Source organism: Robertkochia solimangrovi, assembly GCF_007279655.1.
GTDB classification, from domain to species: domain Bacteria; phylum Bacteroidota; class Bacteroidia; order Flavobacteriales; family Flavobacteriaceae; genus Robertkochia; species Robertkochia solimangrovi.
In genome coordinates this window covers 79448-99367 of record NZ_QKWN01000002.1, presented here as the reverse complement: position 1 = coordinate 99367, position 19920 = coordinate 79448, and the positions used below count along the sequence as shown (strand labels likewise).

At 38.4% G+C, this 19920-nt stretch carries 13 protein-coding genes; 9 read left to right on the top strand and 4 right to left on the bottom strand.

Features of this window, described 5'->3' with window-relative positions; all coding sequences use genetic code 11:
• Positions 1-6: 6 nt before the first annotated feature.
• From DMZ48_RS04485 to DMZ48_RS04470, 4 genes are read right to left on the bottom strand one after another with little or no spacing between them, the layout of a single operon-like run.
• A complete protein-coding gene (locus tag DMZ48_RS04485; protein ID WP_143953928.1) occupies positions 7-2382 on the bottom strand; it encodes a GumC family protein in 2376 nt (791 codons plus the stop codon).
• A gap of 1 nt (position 2383) precedes the next feature.
• On the bottom strand, positions 2384-3148 hold the full coding sequence (locus tag DMZ48_RS04480; RefSeq protein WP_143953927.1) for a polysaccharide biosynthesis/export family protein: 765 nt from the start codon (positions 3146-3148) through the stop codon (positions 2384-2386).
• Between the two features lie 33 nt (positions 3149-3181).
• Positions 3182-5149 (bottom strand): polysaccharide biosynthesis protein, encoded by a 1968-nt coding sequence (locus DMZ48_RS04475; protein ID WP_143953926.1) that lies wholly within the window; start codon positions 5147-5149, stop codon positions 3182-3184.
• Positions 5146-6273, bottom strand: a complete 1128-nt coding sequence (locus tag DMZ48_RS04470) for a DegT/DnrJ/EryC1/StrS family aminotransferase (protein ID WP_143954322.1) — start codon at positions 6271-6273, stop codon at positions 5146-5148. The genes DMZ48_RS04475 and DMZ48_RS04470 overlap by 4 nt, the downstream gene beginning before the upstream one ends.
• A gap of 445 nt (positions 6274-6718) precedes the next feature.
• Here DMZ48_RS04470 and DMZ48_RS04465 point away from each other — a divergent pair, with 445 nt between their 5' ends.
• From DMZ48_RS04465 to DMZ48_RS04425, 9 genes are all read left to right on the top strand, one after another.
• A complete protein-coding gene (locus DMZ48_RS04465) occupies positions 6719-8119 on the top strand; it encodes a UDP-glucose 6-dehydrogenase (RefSeq protein ID WP_143953925.1) in 1401 nt (466 codons plus the stop codon).
• Between the two features lie 609 nt (positions 8120-8728).
• The gene (locus DMZ48_RS04460; protein WP_143953924.1) at positions 8729-10570 is read left to right on the top strand and encodes a choice-of-anchor Q domain-containing protein; all 1842 of its coding nucleotides are present in this window, start codon (positions 8729-8731) and stop codon (positions 10568-10570) included.
• Between the two features lie 460 nt (positions 10571-11030).
• Positions 11031-12851 (top strand): right-handed parallel beta-helix repeat-containing protein, encoded by a 1821-nt coding sequence (locus tag DMZ48_RS04455; protein ID WP_143953923.1) that lies wholly within the window; start codon positions 11031-11033, stop codon positions 12849-12851.
• Between the two features lie 218 nt (positions 12852-13069).
• On the top strand, positions 13070-14533 hold the full coding sequence (locus DMZ48_RS04450) for a lipopolysaccharide biosynthesis protein (RefSeq protein WP_143953922.1): 1464 nt from the start codon (positions 13070-13072) through the stop codon (positions 14531-14533).
• A gap of 158 nt (positions 14534-14691) precedes the next feature.
• A complete protein-coding gene (locus DMZ48_RS04445; protein ID WP_143953921.1) occupies positions 14692-15837 on the top strand; it encodes a glycosyltransferase family 4 protein in 1146 nt (381 codons plus the stop codon).
• A gap of 2 nt (positions 15838-15839) precedes the next feature.
• Positions 15840-17102 (top strand): glycosyltransferase family 4 protein, encoded by a 1263-nt coding sequence (locus tag DMZ48_RS04440; protein WP_162558663.1) that lies wholly within the window; start codon positions 15840-15842, stop codon positions 17100-17102.
• 4 nt (positions 17103-17106) lie between these two features.
• Positions 17107-17712 (top strand): acyltransferase, encoded by a 606-nt coding sequence (locus tag DMZ48_RS04435; RefSeq protein ID WP_143953919.1) that lies wholly within the window; start codon positions 17107-17109, stop codon positions 17710-17712.
• Complete coding sequence (locus DMZ48_RS04430) at positions 17709-18884, top strand: O-antigen ligase family protein (protein ID WP_143953918.1); 1176 nt, start codon at positions 17709-17711, stop codon at positions 18882-18884. Before DMZ48_RS04435 ends, DMZ48_RS04430 begins: the two co-directional genes overlap by 4 nt.
• Before the next feature lie 57 nt (positions 18885-18941).
• Positions 18942-19817 carry a glycosyltransferase family 2 protein gene (locus DMZ48_RS04425; RefSeq protein ID WP_143953917.1) on the top strand — a complete coding sequence of 292 codons (876 nt, stop codon included), beginning with the start codon at positions 18942-18944 and terminating at the stop codon, positions 19815-19817.
• Positions 19818-19920: the final 103 nt, after the last annotated feature.

Sequence of the window (19920 nt, the reverse complement as noted above, 5' to 3'; positions counted from 1 at the left end):
AACTTCTCATTTATTTTTTCGGAACCATCGCCTGCTTTTACTATCGGCTGCATAAGCATACACATACTTATTGTCATAATGGAAGTTTTCAGATTTCACATCATTAACCATCAGACAGAGGCCATTTAACTTATTCTCCTCATAGATCTCTTCCACATTCTGAAGCAGTTCCTTATCGGTATATTCAGCACGGGTAACATAAAGCGTACGATCACTGAACTTACCGATGAGCAATGTATCTGTGACCAGCATCGTTGGAGCTGTATCCACAATAATCACATCGTACATAGCTCTAACAGCTTCAAAGAGTTCATCCATACGTTTACTCATGAGCAATTCTGATGGATTTGGAGGAATGTTTCCTGACTGGATCACATCAAAGGTATCGAATGACAATACCGGTTTTATGACCTCATGCAGCGTTGTATGACCCGACAGAAAATCGGATAGCCCGCGCTTTTCTTTGCTTTTGATATACCCGTTTAAATTAGGTTTTCGGATATCAGCACCGATCAGCAATACTTTTTTATTGGCATAGGCATAAGTAGCTGCCAGGTTATAAGCGATAAATGATTTCCCTTCCCCATTGATGGTCGAGGTAATATAGACCACTTTACCGACATGAGAAGGAACGCCATTTAGAAAATCGATATTGGTGCGCAGGCTCCTGAACGATTCGGCCATTACAGTACGATCATTAAGATTGAGTTTACCCGATTCCTTTTTACCCATATCCGGTAATTGCCCGATGATAGGGATTCCTCTGATCAGCGCTTTGAGATCTTTCTTAGAATGAATCTTGGTATCGAAAAGATCTTTTATATAGATGTACAGGAACGGAATGGCCAGACCAAATATAAATGCCGACAACAAAATCGCCATCGTCTTTGGTGAGTCCGGGCGCTTAACATCGGTATAGGCATAATTAATAACCTCAGCATTCGGCGAAGTCGTTGCCATTGCTATAGCCGCTTCTTCCCGCTTTTGTAATAGATAAAGATAGATGGCCTCCTTAATATTTTGTTGCCGTTGAATATCTCTGTTTTGTCTTTCCTGACCGGGGACATTGGAGATTCTTGCATCCAGAATTTCTTCTTGAGATTTTAAATTATTATACTGAATATTCAGGGTGTTCTTTAAATTTCTCAAACTGCTTAACAAGGATTCCTTCAATCCATTCAACCGCGAATCCAATTGAACTACGATCGGGTTTTTCTCTCCTGAACTCCTCAATAAACGGCTTCGTTCCAAAATTAATTCATTGTACTTCGTTGAAATATTGGAAATATTAGGGTCTGATAGTCCGATATTAGCCGGTATTGAAGAAAATTCCTGTTGAGATTCCAGGTAATTGATCATATAGTTCACCGTATTTAACTGAGCACCCAAGGATAATAATTGTTCTTCATTTTTGGCATCAGCTTCGACAAAGAGCCCTGCTTCTGAGGTAACATTAGTCAATTTGTTACCAACCTTGAAGCGCTCGATGGTTTTATCAACCTCATCAAGTTCTGAAGATATCAGTTCAAGACGATCATTGATAAATTTATAGGTGACCTGAGATATATCACTTTTCCGTTGTACGGAATTCTGATTATATACCTCAATGAGACGATTCAGGTAACGCTCTGCCTTTTGTGGAACCTCATCGGTGATTTTGATCTTGATAAGATTCGAACGATTCACGCGGTCGTTTTCATTAGATACGAGTAATTTTCGCTTATAGCTTTCTGCGACTTGCCAGACAGGTTTCAATTTAAACAGGATGGTTCCTGAATTGATATACTTATCCAGGTAATCCGGAACCGGAGTAATTATGATATCTCCGATATAGGTTTTTATGGCCGTACCAAAACGTTGGCGGCTTTCAAGACCATATTCATCCACGTATACAAATGTTTCATCCGTGATCTGTTTAAGCGTAAATTCCAATGAAGAGTTATCCAATATTGAATCGTTCACTAAAAAATTCACCTTTATCGGATAATAAGGGTATAAAGGAATATTTTTAATTTTTCCCTGTGAATAAATAGAGATATTATAGTCGAGCTCCTTTACGACTTCTTTTTGTAATTCTCGGGATTTTATAATTTCTATTTCGTCTACGATCAGTTTATCCATCCCGGAAACCATACCTGAGGTACCCAGAAGCGCAGCTTCTGGTGTAGAACTTTTTTCCTGTAATAATCTGATACTCGCTTCCGATGAAAATACAGGAGTTGCATATCGTGTATATAATTTGGCCAGTACAACAAAAATTATGACACTGGCCAAAAATAATTTCCAATATTTAAGATATTTGAAAATGGTTCTTTTCAGATCCGATTTTTCAGAAAATCCAAATTTTGCCTTTGATTGTGAATTATCGTTTGAGTTTTCCATATCATCTGGTTAAAATAAGAACAGTTGAGGTTACAATGAGGGACAATAATGAAACATATACAGTAGTACGGGTATCGATAGTTGAAGTCTTTATTGCTGAATTATTCGGTTCAACATAAACAACATCATTTTGGGTGAGGTAATAAACAGGTGAATTGATGAATTCCTTAGACGTGAGATCAACACGGGTAAAGGTTTTCACTCCATTAAAATCCCTGATCACAAGAACATTATTTCGTTTTGCCTTGATATCTAAATCGCCGGCAAGACCTAATGCCTCTAGTAGTGTTACCCTTTCTGTAGGTACACTATATACGCCGGGGCGTTGTACCTGACCCAGTACAGTAACCCGGAAATTCTTAATTCTTATATTAACCACAGGATCTTTAAGGTATCCTACCAGTTCATTTTTGATCAACTCACGGGCTTCATCAGTGGTGAGCCCGCTCATTTTCAATTCTCCGATAACCGGGAATTCAATAGTTCCATTTTTACCAACTACATAATCTACTTCCTGATAATTCACCCCCTGCCCTTTGGTTAGGTTAAAAGGTGTACTTGCTTCTAAATCTGAAGTTGAAATATAGATACTTAACAAGTCATCTACTTTCAAACGTGGTTCAAAGGAATGCGTTTCAACAATGGTCTCGAATTCACGAGCATTTTGAAAATAAACTACCTCTTCCCTGGAAGCGCATGAAGTAATAAAAAGTCCTAATATTACTAAGAGGCAAAGATTTGTGACAGACGAAATTTTAATGAACATTATATTAGTTTAGGTTTAGCATATGTTATAATTCTACAGCAGGTTTCTACTGTTGAGGTTATCGAAATTAAGTGATTGTAAGATGTTGTAATTTGGCGTTTTAATGGTAACCCTTGAATCCAGTTTTTCAAAGGTTGAATTTTTAGATATGTATTCCGGAACGATCTCTTTTAATTTACTTACCAGAATATCCTTATCGTTAAAAAGATTGATAATACACAAGGCTTCAATTTTGGCTTTCAGGCTTTCATATTGCAATTCTTTAACCTTACTAATCATGATTTTTTCATGATATGTAGGCAATGTATTCTCGCCATTAGCCAATAGTTCTTCATATAATTTTTCTCCGGGTCTCAGACCGGTGATCTCAATATTGATATCTTCAGGATATCTCAAACCGGACAATTTTATCATATTCTTAGCCAGGTCGAAGATCTTCACAGATTCTCCCATGTCGAATATAAAGATCTCTCCACCCTGCCCCATGGTTCCGGCTTCCAATACGAGTTCGGAAGCTTCAGGAATAGTCATAAAGTATCGGGTAACATCCTGATGAGTAACAGTTAACGGTCCGCCTTTTTCAAGTTGTTTGCGGAATAATGGTATTACTGAACCATTAGAGCCAAGTACATTACCAAATCGTGTTGTGATGAACTTGGTGGTTCTGTTTTCTTTTTGAAGACTTCCGATATAGATCTCTGCAGCTCTTTTGGTAGCCCCCATCACATTTGTAGGATTAACCGCCTTATCCGTTGAGATGAATACGAACTTGCCAACCTTATTTCGAATTGCCGCATTAGCAAGATTTCTTGTCCCCATTATATTGATCTTAACGGCTTCATAAGGGTTATCTTCCATAAGCGGAACATGCTTATAGGCCGCAGCGTGAAATATGATATCCGGTTTATGTTGTTCGATAATATTATTGATGCTGAATTGATCACGGATATCAGATACTATAGCTTCAAAATTATTAATCCCAATTTGTTTCAACTCTTGCTGAAGATCATACAATGGAGATTCGGCAAGATCTATAAGTATCAGTCGCTTAAGTTTGAACTTGGATAATTGCCTGGTGATCTCACTACCGATAGATCCGGCAGCACCTGTAACCATGATCGTCTTCATATCGAATTCTCTCATCAGTTCCTTGTTGTTGATATTGATAGGTGTACGCTCCAGTAGATCTTCAAGCTGAACCTGTTTAATCTGATTGAGTTTGATCTCACCATTAATCCATTGATCAACCGGAGGAACGATATTCACTTTAGAGACGATATCCATCAATCGATCGATATTGGTTCTCAATTTTCCTGTACTGATATTCTGAATTGCGATGATGACCTCATTCACTTTATATTTTTCAACGAAACTCTCGTTGATGGACGATTGAGAAATAATAGGTGTTCCATTGATACTATTGCCAATTTTGACCTTATCATCATCGATAAAAGCGATCACTTTCACATTCTGCTTCATGGAATTGATAAGTGCGTTATGGGTCATGATCCCGGAATCACCGGCACCGTATATCAAAACCCTGCGACATTCACGAATGTCACTCGTAATATACTTATACATGGTTTTAAACAGAAGTCTTGTTCCCGCAAGGAAGACAAAGTTCATGAACGCATGCATAATCACGATAAATTTTGGAATGGTCAGACCCGGAAAGAATTCAAAATTCTTATTGAAGATCACTAAGGTTGACGTAATCACACTGATCAGTGCAACCGCAAGTGAAATGTTGACAAGATCCTTAAATCCGGTATAACGGATGATACCCTTGTGACTCCCCACTAGCAAAAAGCTAATGAGTCCGATACCACCGATAACAGGCAGTTCCAAAAGGAAAATATTGAAATTGAAATTTAGTGTAAAATCAAATCTTATGAAATAGACAAGGAAGAAGGTGAACATTACCGTCAGCACGTCTATTAGTAAAATCAGCCATTTAGAGGCGTATTTTAATTGAATTCCGGGGAGGTAATTATTTATCATCTAATGATTGATTTTCTGATTAAACCTGAAGTGATTATTAAGTCTTCATCAGTGAGATTCGAGCCACTTGGCAAACATAGTCCCCTGTTAAAAAGATCTTCCGATACCCCGTTCACATAACTGGGATAGCATTGAAATACCGGTTGTAAATGCATCGGTTTCCATATGGGTCTTGATTCGATATTATGAGCTTCAAGTTCAAGTCTTATCTTCTCTCTGGTCTCATAAGAATCTAGAAGTATACAGGTAAGCCACCTGTTTGATTTCACACCTTTCGGCTCATCCAGGAAAGAGATTCCTGGCAATCCGGAAAGTCGGGATTTGTAATATTCATAATTTCTGCGGCGGGCTTCTACCCTGTCATCAAGCACTTCCATTTGTCCGCGCCCGATACCGGCGACCACATTACTCATCCGATAATTATACCCGATTTGCGAATGTTGGTAGTGCGGAGCTTCATCCCTTGCCTGAGTTGCCAGAAAAACAGCCTTCTTTTTGGCTTCCTGGTCACGACAAACCAAAGCGCCACCTCCTGAAGTGGTTATGATCTTGTTTCCGTTAAATGAAAGAATGGAGAAGTCACCTAGGCTTCCACAACGCATTCCAAGGTATTCACTCCCAAGTGCTTCGGCACTGTCTTCTATGATCGGAATTTTATATTTACTGGAGATCCTGTTCAATGCGAGTACATCGCAGGGCATACCATAAAGATGAACCGCTATGATCGCCTTAGGCTTTTTACCCTGACTCAGACGATCTATAATAGCGTTTTCCAGAAGTTCCGGACTTATATTCCAGCTGGATTCTTCACTATCTACAAATATAGGCTGTGCGCCGAGATAGGAAATCGGATTAGCGGAGGCTGAAAAAGTCAGGCTTTGACATAAAACCTCATCTCCTCTTCCTACACCTAATAATATCAGCGCCAAATGTATTGCCGAAGTTCCGGAAGCCAAAGCCGCTACGTGACTTTCATTGGCCAGGTAATTCTCGAGATCACTTTCAAAACCCTGAACATTCGGCCCCAGTGGAGCGATCCAGTTAGTTTGAAAAGCGCTGTTAATATAATGCTGCTCACGACCTCCCATGTGAGGTGAAGACAGCCAAATACGTTCTTTAGTCATTATCATTGCGTACCTTATTTAAATAAGGGTAAAGCACAACCAAGATTGGGGATCTTATATAATGATTTTATAAAACCAAAGAACCGGATACTTTATAAAGAAATTGGGCATTAAGTATTCCTTTTAACTTCAGTATGAACAAATCAATTTTCTGCTATTAATCGACTTATCTCTGTGAGGTATCCGATGTAAAATTATTAAAGTAAAACCTATGAATTAATCTAATTCGGTGAAATTGGGTTTAAATTCGGTTAATGACTAAACCAAAAAATCAACGGTTAAAAAAAATCGACGAACTCCTTCTGCATCCTTGTAAATCAAAGGTTTAGAGGTTGTGGCGCATTTTGTTAGTTTACAGAGATTTTTGATACGCTCATCTATTTTAGTCATTTTAGGACCATAAAATTACCAGAAGGTTCTATATTTACGACACCAAAAAAATAGTATGAAAAAAATCACAAATATCTGTTGTATAGGTGCCGGATATGTAGGAGGCCCTACGATGTCAGTAATAGCAAATAAATGCCCCGAAATCAAGGTTACCGTTGTCGACATTAACCAAAAAAGAATCGATGCTTGGAATGATCAGGATCTCGATAAACTTCCGGTTTACGAACCCGGTTTAAAGGAGATCGTTGGTGAATCCCGAGGTAAGAATCTATTCTTTTCTACGGATGTTGATAATGCTATCGTCGAGGCGGATATGATTTTTATCTCAGTAAATACACCTACCAAAACCTATGGTAAGGGTAAAGGACAAGCTGCAGACCTTAAATATATAGAACTGTGTGCCCGAAATATCGCCAAGGTTGCCACTACCGATAAGATCGTTGTAGAAAAATCAACCTTACCGGTACGAACTGCTCAGGCTATTAAAAATATTCTTGACAATACCGGAAACGGGGTCAAATTCGAAATACTTTCTAATCCTGAGTTCCTGGCCGAAGGTACCGCTATCGAAGATCTGTTACAGGCAGATCGGGTACTTATCGGTGGTGAGAACACGCCAAGCGGACAAGAAGCTAAGGATGCCTTAAGTGCGGTTTACGAACATTGGTTGCCTAAGGCGAATGTCATCCAAACGAATCTCTGGTCTTCAGAACTTTCAAAATTGGTTGCGAACGCCTTCCTCGCTCAGCGAATCTCTTCGATAAACTCCATTTCTGCATTATGTGAAAAGACGGATGCCAACGTTGCCGAAGTAGCGAATGCCATCGGTCGTGATTCACGTATCGGACCAAAATTCCTGAACGCTTCCGTTGGTTTCGGAGGAAGTTGTTTCCAGAAAGACATCCTTAACCTGGTATATATCTGTAAGACATACGGACTCGACGAGGTTTCCAACTACTGGGAACAGGTGGTTTTGATGAACGATTACCAGAAAAGACGTTTTGCCGATAATATCATTTCAACACTTTATAATACCGTTTCCGGGAAAAAGATCGTATTCTACGGTTGGGCTTTCAAAAAGGACACCAATGATACCCGTGAATCCTCTGCGATCTATGTTGCCGATGCATTGTTGGATGAACAGGCTGAACTGGTTATCTACGATCCAAAAGTGACCGCTGAACAGGTTTATGCAGATCTGGATTATCTCAACACTCGTACAGAAGCTGAGAACAGAAAACTGGTAACGGTTGTCAATGACCCGATCGCTGCCACTGAAAATGCACATGCCATCGCCATTCTGACTGAATGGGATGAATTTAAAACCTATGACTGGGAAAAGATCTTCGATCTGATGCTCAAGCCTGCATGCGTTTTCGATGGTAGAAGAATTATGGAAAGTTCAAAACTGAAAAATATCGGTTTCCATTGCTATCGCATCGGAGAATCTTGTTAATCACAATGTGAGTTTTCTTAACGATTTAAATAGAAAGAGCCAGGCACTTAGTCTGGCTCTTTCTATTTAAACAGGTTTGAATTCAGCGTTGCTTTAAAATATATGAAGTCTGCTAGTCACTGAAAACTAGTTGACATCTCACCCATCACTTGGGTTACAATGTTACCCAAGTGATAGGTGATTGGTATGTTGATTCTGAACTTCTATATTTGCCCGATGGACTCTCCATATTCTAAAAACCTGGGTGAAGTTTTCTGCATTTTATAAAATGAATTTAGCAAGCGAGTAAAAATGAAGTCTGTTTCCTACAATATATAGCCGATACCGAAAGGTATTTAATCGGTTTTATGAGACTAATTACTATAGGTTAAAAACTATTTTCTACAGACTTCCTGAAAGTTGTTAATTTCTGTTAAAAAACGTTCGTTAATCGTCTAAAGCGTGCATTTCACCGTATATCCAATAGCGCCAAATCGAAGTATCAGAAGCTTATCTATGTCTTCACTACACAAAAAATGTGCAATTCATCGATTTTCCGAAGGTATTTAGTACAAGCGCATTGAAAATAAGTATTTTAGAGTACCCAAATTCTTAAAAACCCAAATTACCATGAACAGACTGATTAATGTCCGTACTATGTCTTTTTTTGTGCTTTTTTTACAACTTTTTATTTCCTGTGCACATGAGGAGGCAGACATTGTTGCCGCTATTGAGGGTGATCAAGTTGAAGTATTTATCCCAGCCACAATCTATTACGAGATCGGTGATACCAAAACTGCCATTGTTTACACCGAGGAAGGATACAAGAAAACATTTAAGAATGGAGCAAAAATAGACCAGGTTAAAGGAACCGCTCCTGACCCGCTGGTTCTTCCTGATGGAATTGATCCTGATTATCACGAATTACATGAGAATAATGCCTGGACAGACGCTGTTGCTATCGAATTGACTACTGTCGATGCAGAAGGTAACGAGCACCCTATTGCCGGAGCTTACTATGTTACCACAAGTGGAAATAGCAGTAATGATGGAAAGTCTGAGACTAAATCCTGGCCACTTGATTATGCATTGAAAACTGCAAAAGCCGGCGATGTAGTATACATCAAGTCCGGAAACTACGGTGCGGTTCAGGTAAAGGCAACCCAAAGTGGAACCATTAATGACCCGATCCGTTTTATCGGCTATAAATCGACCCCCGGTGATGTAGCTAGTTCCGAAGGCTCTACTTTCCAATACAATGAAACTGTATCTGCCAGTAAAATGCCTTTGATCAGTATGGGTTCAGATGATGGAATTCCTATGGAAATTGTCGGTGACTATGTAACCGTTGAAAACATTCAAATATACCGAGGAAAGATCGGATTCCTGGTAAATGGAACCAATGCTACCCTTAAGAATGTTATTTGTATAGACCAGGGAAGCCAAACCAATTCAAGTGCATACAGTGGATTCGGTATCAGAGTAGTTGGTGATAATGCCACATTGCTGAACTGTTTCGTAGAAGATGCTAACGCTGAAGCTGTAAATATTAAAGGCTCTGATAATACCCTGATCAGCTATTGTAAGGTTCATGCCAAAAATTCTGTAAACCCGATCGACTACTTCTTCCTTTTAGGTACCGGAACGTATAATACGATTATCGAGCACAGTGAAGCCAAAAGAGAATTGGGACTATCGCATGGCGGACATGGATTTATGATCAAAGATCTGGCTGAGAATAATATCATCAGAAATTGTGTCGCTTTTGATACCAGTTTTGAGATTGGTTTCTCCGGTGTGAAGAATAACCTGTTTACCGATTGTAAGATTATCGGGAGTGGTACAGATGGTGAATTCTGGCCTGCAGTTATCAAAATTAAAAACGGAGCAAACAACAATACCTTTAAGAATTTCTATATAGAAAACGTTTGGACCGCTATTGCCTTTTCAGATGATGATGATGGATTTGTAGGGCCTGGTGGAGATCGTGACCTTGAAAACTGTGGATTCGACAATACCTTCGTAAATATAGTGATCAATACAGCCTATCGTTTGGTAACTTTCGGAAGTGGTGCAAAAACCAGTCCTGTTCACGGAAACAAATTTTATAACTGTACTTTCTATAACTACCAGAATGCTGCAACATTCTATAATGAGAACTACGGAAACGGATTCTACAATAGTACATTCGAAAAAGGAACTTCAATCTATAATTTTAATGCGGCAAACAGCATGTCAATTAATATGACGGTAGATCATTGTAATTTCTATGATATGAAGGGTTCTGTTCCATCCGGAACCAGTGTTACTCAGGTAAGTAGTGGCTTCAAAAATGCAAGTGGTGGTGATTTCTCCTTGAATTCTTCAAGCAACCTAATTGATAAAGGTACTTCCAATGAATTCAAAACAGATTTCAATAATAAATCCCGCCCAAAAGGGGGAGCCTTTGACATCGGAGCTTACGAATATTAAAAGCTAAATACACCTAATAATATAATTATTCACAGGCTGCCGGGCTTAATCGGCAGCCTGTATTTTTTTGTCTTGATTACCTTTTGAAACCGAAGCCTTTTTTAGCAAAACTTCTTCTAAAATAAAATTTAATCACTTCTGTCAAACGTCCTTAAAAGTCTATCAAATCCTTATTAACCAGCCTTTTCTTATAAAATCATTCATCCAATACCTCTTATAACACACTTATAATCAGCAAAAAACACTTATTATCATAAACTTTTGTTAATGAAAGTTTAAAGGCATCTAAAAAAACGCTCTCACCGTATATCTATGTAATAGAATCACATAGGAGAGCTTCCCAGATCATCTCTTTGTGAACATCCTACCTAGTGCGCCAAATATTTTTACCCCGGGTAAAGACAACTGATGACGCAATATTCACATTTATATATCACCAATCACTTAAAACTTCATTATTATGAACAGATTCTTATTTATAGGGGTATGCATGATATTCCTTTTCCTGAATTCATGTCAGGATGAAATCCTGGATGATCTACAAGCTGACGCAGTCAATGCAGAATCCATCTATTACGAAGTCGGACGCGATAAATACGCTGAAGTCTTAACACAGGATGGCTATAGGCGTTCGTTTAAAAATGGTACCTTGATGGAGGTTCATTTCGACGAAAACATCAAAACCCTTAACCTGCCGGAAGATACTGAAGTAGATTATTACGAAAAGTTTTCAAATACAATACTGGAAGACTCTACAGCTATTGAGCTCACAACGCTTTCCAAAAATGAGATCAGTAACAGAGTAACAACCATTTATTATGTAAGCACCGATGGTAAAGCTTCGAACAGCGGTACTTCACTGAGCAGTCCATGGAATTTGGAGCAGGCCTTAAAGATGGCAAAAGCAGGAGCTTTGGTAAATGTAAAAGCCGGAGACTATGGCAATCCAAGTTTAATACAATGGCCAGATGGTGTTGCCGGAAGTCCTATCCACTTCCGCGGGTATAAATCAGTACCGGGAGATATTCAGACGTCTCAAAGTTCTACTTTTGATTATGATGATACCGTTAGTGCAAGTAACATGCCTTTAATACGAGGACGAAGTGATCGAAGTTACTCCATTCGCATTATGGGAGACTATGTGACTTTTGAAAACATTCAATTCTATGGCGGCAGAACTGCTATCGTTGCTTTAGGAAGAGGCGCACATCTAAAAAATATTATCTGTGTAGATCAGGGAGACCAGTCATCTTCTAAAAGCTATCCCGGACGTGCCCTTAAAATTTTCGCCCGCGACTGTCTTGTTGAAAATAGTTTCGTGGAAGATGCAACCGCAGAAGGGATCAACTTACAAAACGCTCATAATACAATCGTACGATACACCAAGATCTATGGTAAAAATAATAACAACCCTATAAATTACTACCTGGTAATGACCAGTACCAATAACGCCATAGTTGAACACTGTGAGGCCTACAGAAGTCCATATCTCGATCATGGAGGACATGGATTCACGATGAAAGACCTTGCTGAGAACAACGTTGTGCGTTATTGTAAATCCTACAATACCAATTTCGAAGTTGGCTTTTCCGGTGTGAAAAACAATCTTTTTACAGATAACGAAATCATCGGAAACGGAACCAGTGGTACGAACTGGCCTTCGAATATCAGAATAAAGAATGGAGCCAATAATAATACTTTCAGGAACTTCTATATCCGCGATGTCTGGTGTGCTATTTCGTTTTCTGATGACAACGATGGTTATGTTGGTCCGGGCGGTGACAGAGATCTGGAAAACTGTGGGTTCTCCAATAATTTTGTAAACATAATCGTCGAAAATGCCTATCGAATAGTGACCTTTGGTAGCGGTAAGAATACAAGTCCGGTAAATAATAATAAATTTTACAATTGTACTTTCTATAACTACCAGAATGCAGCGACGATCTACAATGACAATACGGGTAATGCATTTTATAATTGTGCATTTGAAAAATTAACGACACGTCATAATTTTAATACCTCGAACCGCAAACCGATGAATATCACTTTTGATCATTGTAATTTTTACGATCAACAAGGCTCCATTCCCAGCGGTAATTCAATCACGCGATATAATAGTGGATTTGTCAATGCAAGCGGTGGAGACTTTTATCTGACCCGCAGTAGCCGACTGATCAATTTAGGTGCCCCCACCTCCTATCGCATGGACTATAAAAACAAGAACAGACCCAGAGGTGTTGGATTTGATGTCGGTGCTTATGAATATCAATTCGATAATTAAAAATAAAAACATAATCAATATGTATAAACCATTCCCTACAAGGAATGGTTTATATTTTCAGTAATATGCGGAAAGTACCGGAAACAGTTTAATCGATAGAACATCGCATATCAACTTAATATTTATTCAATTAATTATTATTAGCTGATCTTTGATAGGAACAAATGAACTTATTTGCACTTCAATGCGAAAGTGCTGTTTATAAAGTACCTTAATCCATGAACCTAGGCAATAAGATTTTTTCCGGAGTTATTTGGAATGGCCTCGATAAAATCTCAATTCAAATTGTCCAATTTGTTGTAGGAGTGGTTCTTGCAAGACTACTCACTCCAAATGATTATGGTATTGTAAGCATACTACTGGTCTTTATTGCATTTTCCCAGATTTTTATAGAGAGTGGATTCCCAAAGGCGTTGATCCATAAACAGGAACGCACCAATCTTGATCTTTCCTCGGTATTTTACTTTAATATGCTGATCAGTCTCGTTTGCTATGTCACCATTTGGATTCTGGCACCTTTCATTGCTTCCTACTATGAGAATCAGGAGATTCAACCCTTGATGCGGGTATTAGGCCTTACCATAGTAATAAATGCCGTAAACGCCGTGCCCCTTACCCTCATTTATATTCAACTTGATTTTAGAAAACTTTTCAAGGTAAATCTTGCGCTTGCGCTTTTGAGTGGTGCAGTCGGTATTTATTTTGCCTATAAAGGATATGGAGCCTGGGCGTTGATTTATCAAAGTCTTTCCCGATCAGTACTATCCCTGTTTATTCTTCGATTAATCATAAAGTGGTTACCCGAATGGTCATTTTCAATGGCATCAATAAGAAAACTCTATAAATATGGAATGCATATTATGTTTTCTTCACTGTTGAATAATATGGTCAATAAATTTTATCACCTGTTTATTCCGAAAATACTAAACGCTGCTCAATTAGGTATTTATACCCGGGGAGGACAATTTGCAGATGTGCTTTATAACAGTATTAGTTCAGTAAGTGATAGTGTCCTCTTCCCTACTTTATCAACTATTCAGGACGATAAGGAAAAACTGATCGTATACACCAGGAAGATCATCAGAATGATGTCTATTCTCGTTTTCCCTATATTCATGGGTCTTGCCCTTTTAGCGGAACCATTGATTCGTATTTTGCTTACGGATAAATGGATAGAGGCAGTTCCCATCCTTCAAATCATATGTGCAGGTCGTATTATTACTATCATTGCCGGTGTAAGTGTAAATCTACTATATGTAATAGGCAGACCGGATCTGGCGCTCAGACAACAATACTGGAAACTGGGAATCAGAATTATACTGATTTATGCAGCTCTTAAATATGGTATTATATGGATTGCGATCGCTGAATTGATCTCAACGATAATTCATTTTTTCATCAATACCTACTATCCTGGAAAATATATGAAATATGGGGCATTCAAGCAGCTTAAAGACATCTTTCCCATTTTAATTCTGTCATCGGTCATGATTGCCTTGCTATGGGTAATCAAACAGTTCATTCCGGGAGATCTCCTTCAGTTGATCATTATTCCGGTTATCGGAGCCGCCATGTATCTGGGAGCCATATATCTGTTAAAATTCCCGGAAATACAGTTTTTTAAAGAGAAAATCGAACATTTAAAAAATAAAAAAGCTTCCGCATCCAATGGGCGTAAATGAAATCCATAAGATCTCTCTTTTCGAATGTATTGGCAGAGACGTAACATTATCAGAAATCAAAGTCGTTCAACAAATATTTAATTTAAAAGTCGGGAAATTATTTTATATTCAGATTTACAGTGGTTTACTCGACAAACCTAACCTTAAACCAGAAACCGATGCCTGAAAAACTATGCTGTATCTTTAATGTTGCTCCACATTATCGGGAAGCTGTTTATTTGAAAATGGATAACGATCCGGATATTCAATGTGATTTTTATCTGGGTGACAGAACAGACCAGCCTCTGGAATTAATGGATTACCAAAAATTAAAGGGATACCGGAAAACGCTTTCCAATCATTTTTTCCAAAACCGGGGAATGATGTGGCAAAAAGGAGCTGTTTCACTGATCTTCAGGAACTATAAGTATTATCTCATCACAGGTTCTCCGGCTTGCCTTTCCAATTGGGCACTACTCTTCCTGGCGAAAATATCAGGTAAGAAAGTATTCGCCTGGACACACGGCTTAAAATCTTACAGTAGTCAAAAAGATAAATGGTTTCAGCAAAGTTTTTACAGACTATGTGACAAAATTCTTCTATACGGTGAGTTTTCAAGAGATAAAATGATCACCATGGGTTTTAAACCGGAAAAATTGATTCCGATTTATAATTCACTCGACTATGATAAACAAAAAGCGATTCGAGAATCAATAACCAAAACAGATGTGGTCAGTTCGCATTTTAAAAATGACTATCCTACGATCATCTATGTCGGGAGAATTCAACAAGCAAAAAAAATAGATCTTTTGATCAAAGTATATAATAACCTCCGTGAAAAAGGTGTATTATGCAATTTACTCATCGTTGGTAAAAGTATTCCCGGTGATCAATCTTTGACGGAAATCAGAAATTCCCCCTTTGTACAGGACATATGGGAATACGGTGAATGTTACGATGAGACGAAACTGGCTGCGCTTATCTATCATAGTACCCTGATGGTTTGTCCGGGCTTTATAGGACTTAGCGCTATACATGCATTGACCTATGGTCTTCCCGTGTTGACCAATGATCGGTTTGAATATCAAAATCCCGAATTTGAGGCCATTATTCCTGGTCTTACCGGTGATTTTTTCCAGTATGATAATATGGATGATCTTAGCGACAAAACAGCTGCATGGCTCGTCAAATCGGGAGAAAACCGCAATGAAATCCGAAGAAATGCATACAGGGTTATCGAAGACCGGTACAATGCAACCTCCCAATGGAAGATCATCAAAAAATTATTACAAAATAAAAATGACCTCGAATTTAAGCAGGTATGAATATGAAAGTACTATGGATTACTAATACTATATTTCCGGATTTCGCGGAAGCACTGCATATCCATAAACCTGTAGTTGGCGGGTGGATGTACGGACTAGCCGATGCTCTTGCTTCCTGTAAAAATCTTAAATTACATGTTGCCACTATTGATACACAATTACCACCATGCAGTAAGTCGATACGTAACATTGATTTTCACTTACTAAAAACCTCCTCAAGATTTCATTATGATCAGCAACTTGAGTCTCAATGGAAAAAACTGGTCGATGATATTCAGCCTGACCTCATTCATATACATGGTACAGAATATCCTCACGGACTTGCATGTATGCAGGCAAATAATAATCAAAAATATGTGATCTCCATTCAGGGTCTGATCAGTGTCTATTCCAGATATTATCTGGGAGGATTATCTTCAGGAGAGATTTTAAGAAGCATGACACTTCGCGATGTCCTAAAACAGGATGGAATTTTCAGATCCGCTGCCAAATTCAAAGACAGAGGTAAACATGAAATTGAATATATACGTAAAACCAGGCATGTGATCGGGCGTACAACCTGGGATAAATCGCATTCCTATGCAATAAATCCAGAAGTGAATTATCATTTTTGTAATGAAGCTTTACGTAATAAATTTTATGAAGCTCCGTCATGGAAACTGGAAAGTGCCGAACCGCATACGATTTTTGTGAGCCAGTCTGCGAGTCCCTTGAAAGGTTTGCAACAGGTTATTAAAGCACTTCCGATCATAAAACACGCTTTTCCGAACGTCAAAATAAAAATTGCCGGGCCTGACAAATTCAGACAACCCGGATTTAAAGAACAGTTGAAAAAAGATGGATATGGCAATTACCTTCAAAAATTAGCGCGCGACCTTTCTGTTATGGACAGCATCGAATTTTTAGGAATGCTGTCGGAAGAGGAAATGATCTCTCAATTCCAAAGATCCCATGTATTTGTATGTCCGTCCAGTATTGAGAACAGCCCAAATTCACTAGGAGAAGCCCAATTGATAGGTACACCGGTAATAGCCAGCTATACCGGAGGAATACCGGATATGGTGGAGCATGAGCAGTCGGGTCTCCTGTATCGATTCGAGGAGTATGAAATGCTGGCCTATTTTATAAAAATGGTTTTTTCCAATGATGAGCTGGCCCATAAACTCTCTGATTGTGGTATATCAGCTGCGCATAAGAGACACGATAGAACGGTAATCCGTGAATCTACCATTCAGATCTATAAGGAAATTGTTACTTCAAATTAACGGTATGATTAAAAAAATAGTTACCTCTTTATATTTAGGATTTAACCGCATTATTAACCGGACCTATAATGGTATTATCCTGGGAATGAAAAATGTTCAATTCGATGAATTTCCAATCATCAATGGTCGAATAATCATATTTGGAACCGGTAAGCTGCAATTGAGCGGGCTGGTTAAAATCAATTCTAGTCTAAATGCAAATCCAATCGGAGGTGATCAAAGAACGATCTTTAGAATATTACCGGGTGCTGAACTTTCCATCGGAGATCAGACTGGCATATCAAATTCAACGTTTGTTTGTCAGGATAAAATCACCATCGGTAAAAATGTAAGAATCGGTGGCGGAACTAAAATCTATGATACGGATTTCCACTCCCTGGATGCATCTCTAAGAAGCAATCCTAAAACGGATATTCCAAAAACCAGACCGGTTCTCATTCAGGATGGCGCTTTTATAGGTGGTCACAGCATTATACTCAAAGGAAGTAATATTGGAAAAAACGCCATTATCGGTGCAGGTTCCGTGGTGACCGGAACGATTCCTGATAATGAAATTTGGGGGGGGAATCCGGTAAAATTTATTCGTAAAGCTGATCCCGAAAAATCATGAGTACTATCGAAAAAATATATTTCTGGGGACTGGCTCTTCTATTTTTACTATGCCTTCTGGATCCTTTAGGTAAAGGATTTGCTTTCGGATATCTTTTGGCTATTGGTATACTCGTCAATCCCAGTACTTATTTCCGCTACATCGACAAATCTGCTTTGTTACTCGGAGCTGCCACCATTGCATACGCCTTGTTCTATTCACTCACACCTCAAAAAGGAACTCAATTCATTCTGATTTACGCTTTATTTCCGGTATCCTTTTATTTATATGCTCGATATCTGGCTACCAAAAAATATAAAGAATGGTTACTGTATGCATTCTTTTTTACGTTTTTCATCTTTTCACTGATACCCTTGGTAACCGTATTAGAAAATATCAGAACCGGAGGGTACTTGCAATTAGAAAGAAACCTTCCACTTTTAGGAACCGGAATAATCGTTTCCGCTACAAAAATGGGATCGTTCTTCACCATGCATATGTGTATTCCTGCGGTAATTCTTATCTATAGGTTTCATATTAAAAAATGGATGCTTTTTTTGCTCATCGGTCTTTATGTTCTTTCTCTATTGTGCATACTACGAATAGGCAGCAGAACACAGTTACTGATTACAGCCATCACGATTTTCATTGCATTGGGCTATATATTTCCTAAGATCAAAAGCTCACAACGAATTGGAATAATCGGCTTTCTGGGAGTCATCATTGCAGTAATTATAACCCAGATTAACTTCAGTATGGATGCCACATGGATGACAGCATTCAGCGACCGAATGGAAGGAAGCACAAATGATATGTATACGGCAGGAAGCCGAACCGAACGGTGGTCAAGATCATTTGAATACCTCTTCTCCCACCCTTTTGGATGGAGTGTTGATGAATTTGGGTTCTCCCATAATCTATGGCTTGATGTACTGCGAGAAGGAGGTGTGATCTGTTTTTTCCTTTTGGTTATTTATTCACTGGCATCCCTAAAGAACATCTATAATTTTTTGATCAAAAAAAATATAGACTTCCGGTTCAGAGCACTGTTAGCCATTTATTTAAGTGGATTCTACCTTGTCTTTATGGTGGAACCAATTTTTGAGGGGATGTTCACATTTTTTTCTTTATCCTGCTTTGTTCAGGGTATTGTGAACACATATCAGAAAAACGAAGAGTTTAATCGAAATTAGTAATGTTGGAATTAATATATACGTAGTTTTATAATGAAATTATAATTACCTCCTGTAATGCAAAATATTGCAGTATTATTAACTTGCTTCAATAGAAAGGATAAAACCTTAAAATGTCTTAATTCACTTTATAAGGCCTTAGAAGAATCACAAAACTATTCTCCTGAAATTTCCATATATCTCACAGACGATGGAAGTTCTGATGGCACAGGTGATGCTGTAAGAAAAAACTATCCGGATGTACAGGTTCTTGAAGGCACAGGTTCGCTGTTTTGGGCTGGTGGGATGAGATTTGCATGGAAGGAAGCGATCAAGCATAACTATGATGGATATTTACTGATTAATGATGACACCATATTAGAGGAATTTCTATTCGACCGACTTTATGATACGCATTGTTACAGTATTCAAAATTTTAAAAAGCCGGGTATTTATATCGGATCTACCTACAATTCAGAAACAGGTGTGTTAACCTATGGCGGTTGGGAAATAAAAAATGGCTTTATGGGGTTAAGCGAGCGTATTCAACCCGCTGATGCTCCTCAACTCTGTGATCTGGGTAATGCGAACATCATGATGGTACCCTCTGAAGTGGTCGATTCAATCGGAATTATTTCTGAAGGATACCGTCACGGAATAGCTGATTTCGATCTTACTCTAAAAGCCAAAAAGAAAGGCTTTCCCAACTTGTTGGTTCCCGGGTTCGTGGGTAAATGCGTATTTGACCATAGTTCCCCTTATCCCAAATTCAAAGAAATGAAATTCAAAGAGCGCATCAAGACATTGTATAGTCCGATCGGACTCGATTTTAGTTCACATCTGACCTTTATGAGAAGACATTTTCCACTCCGATTGCCCTTCGTATATTTTTCTGGATGGCTTAAAGTATTGTTTCCGGGAATCTATATTTCTATTTCAAAATTAAGAGGTTAACAGAAATCAAATTAAAAAAAAGTAAATAACCCTTACCTATCCTGATTCATATATACCGGTATAAAAATTCTCAATAGAGAATTGAACGCTAAAATGAATTGTT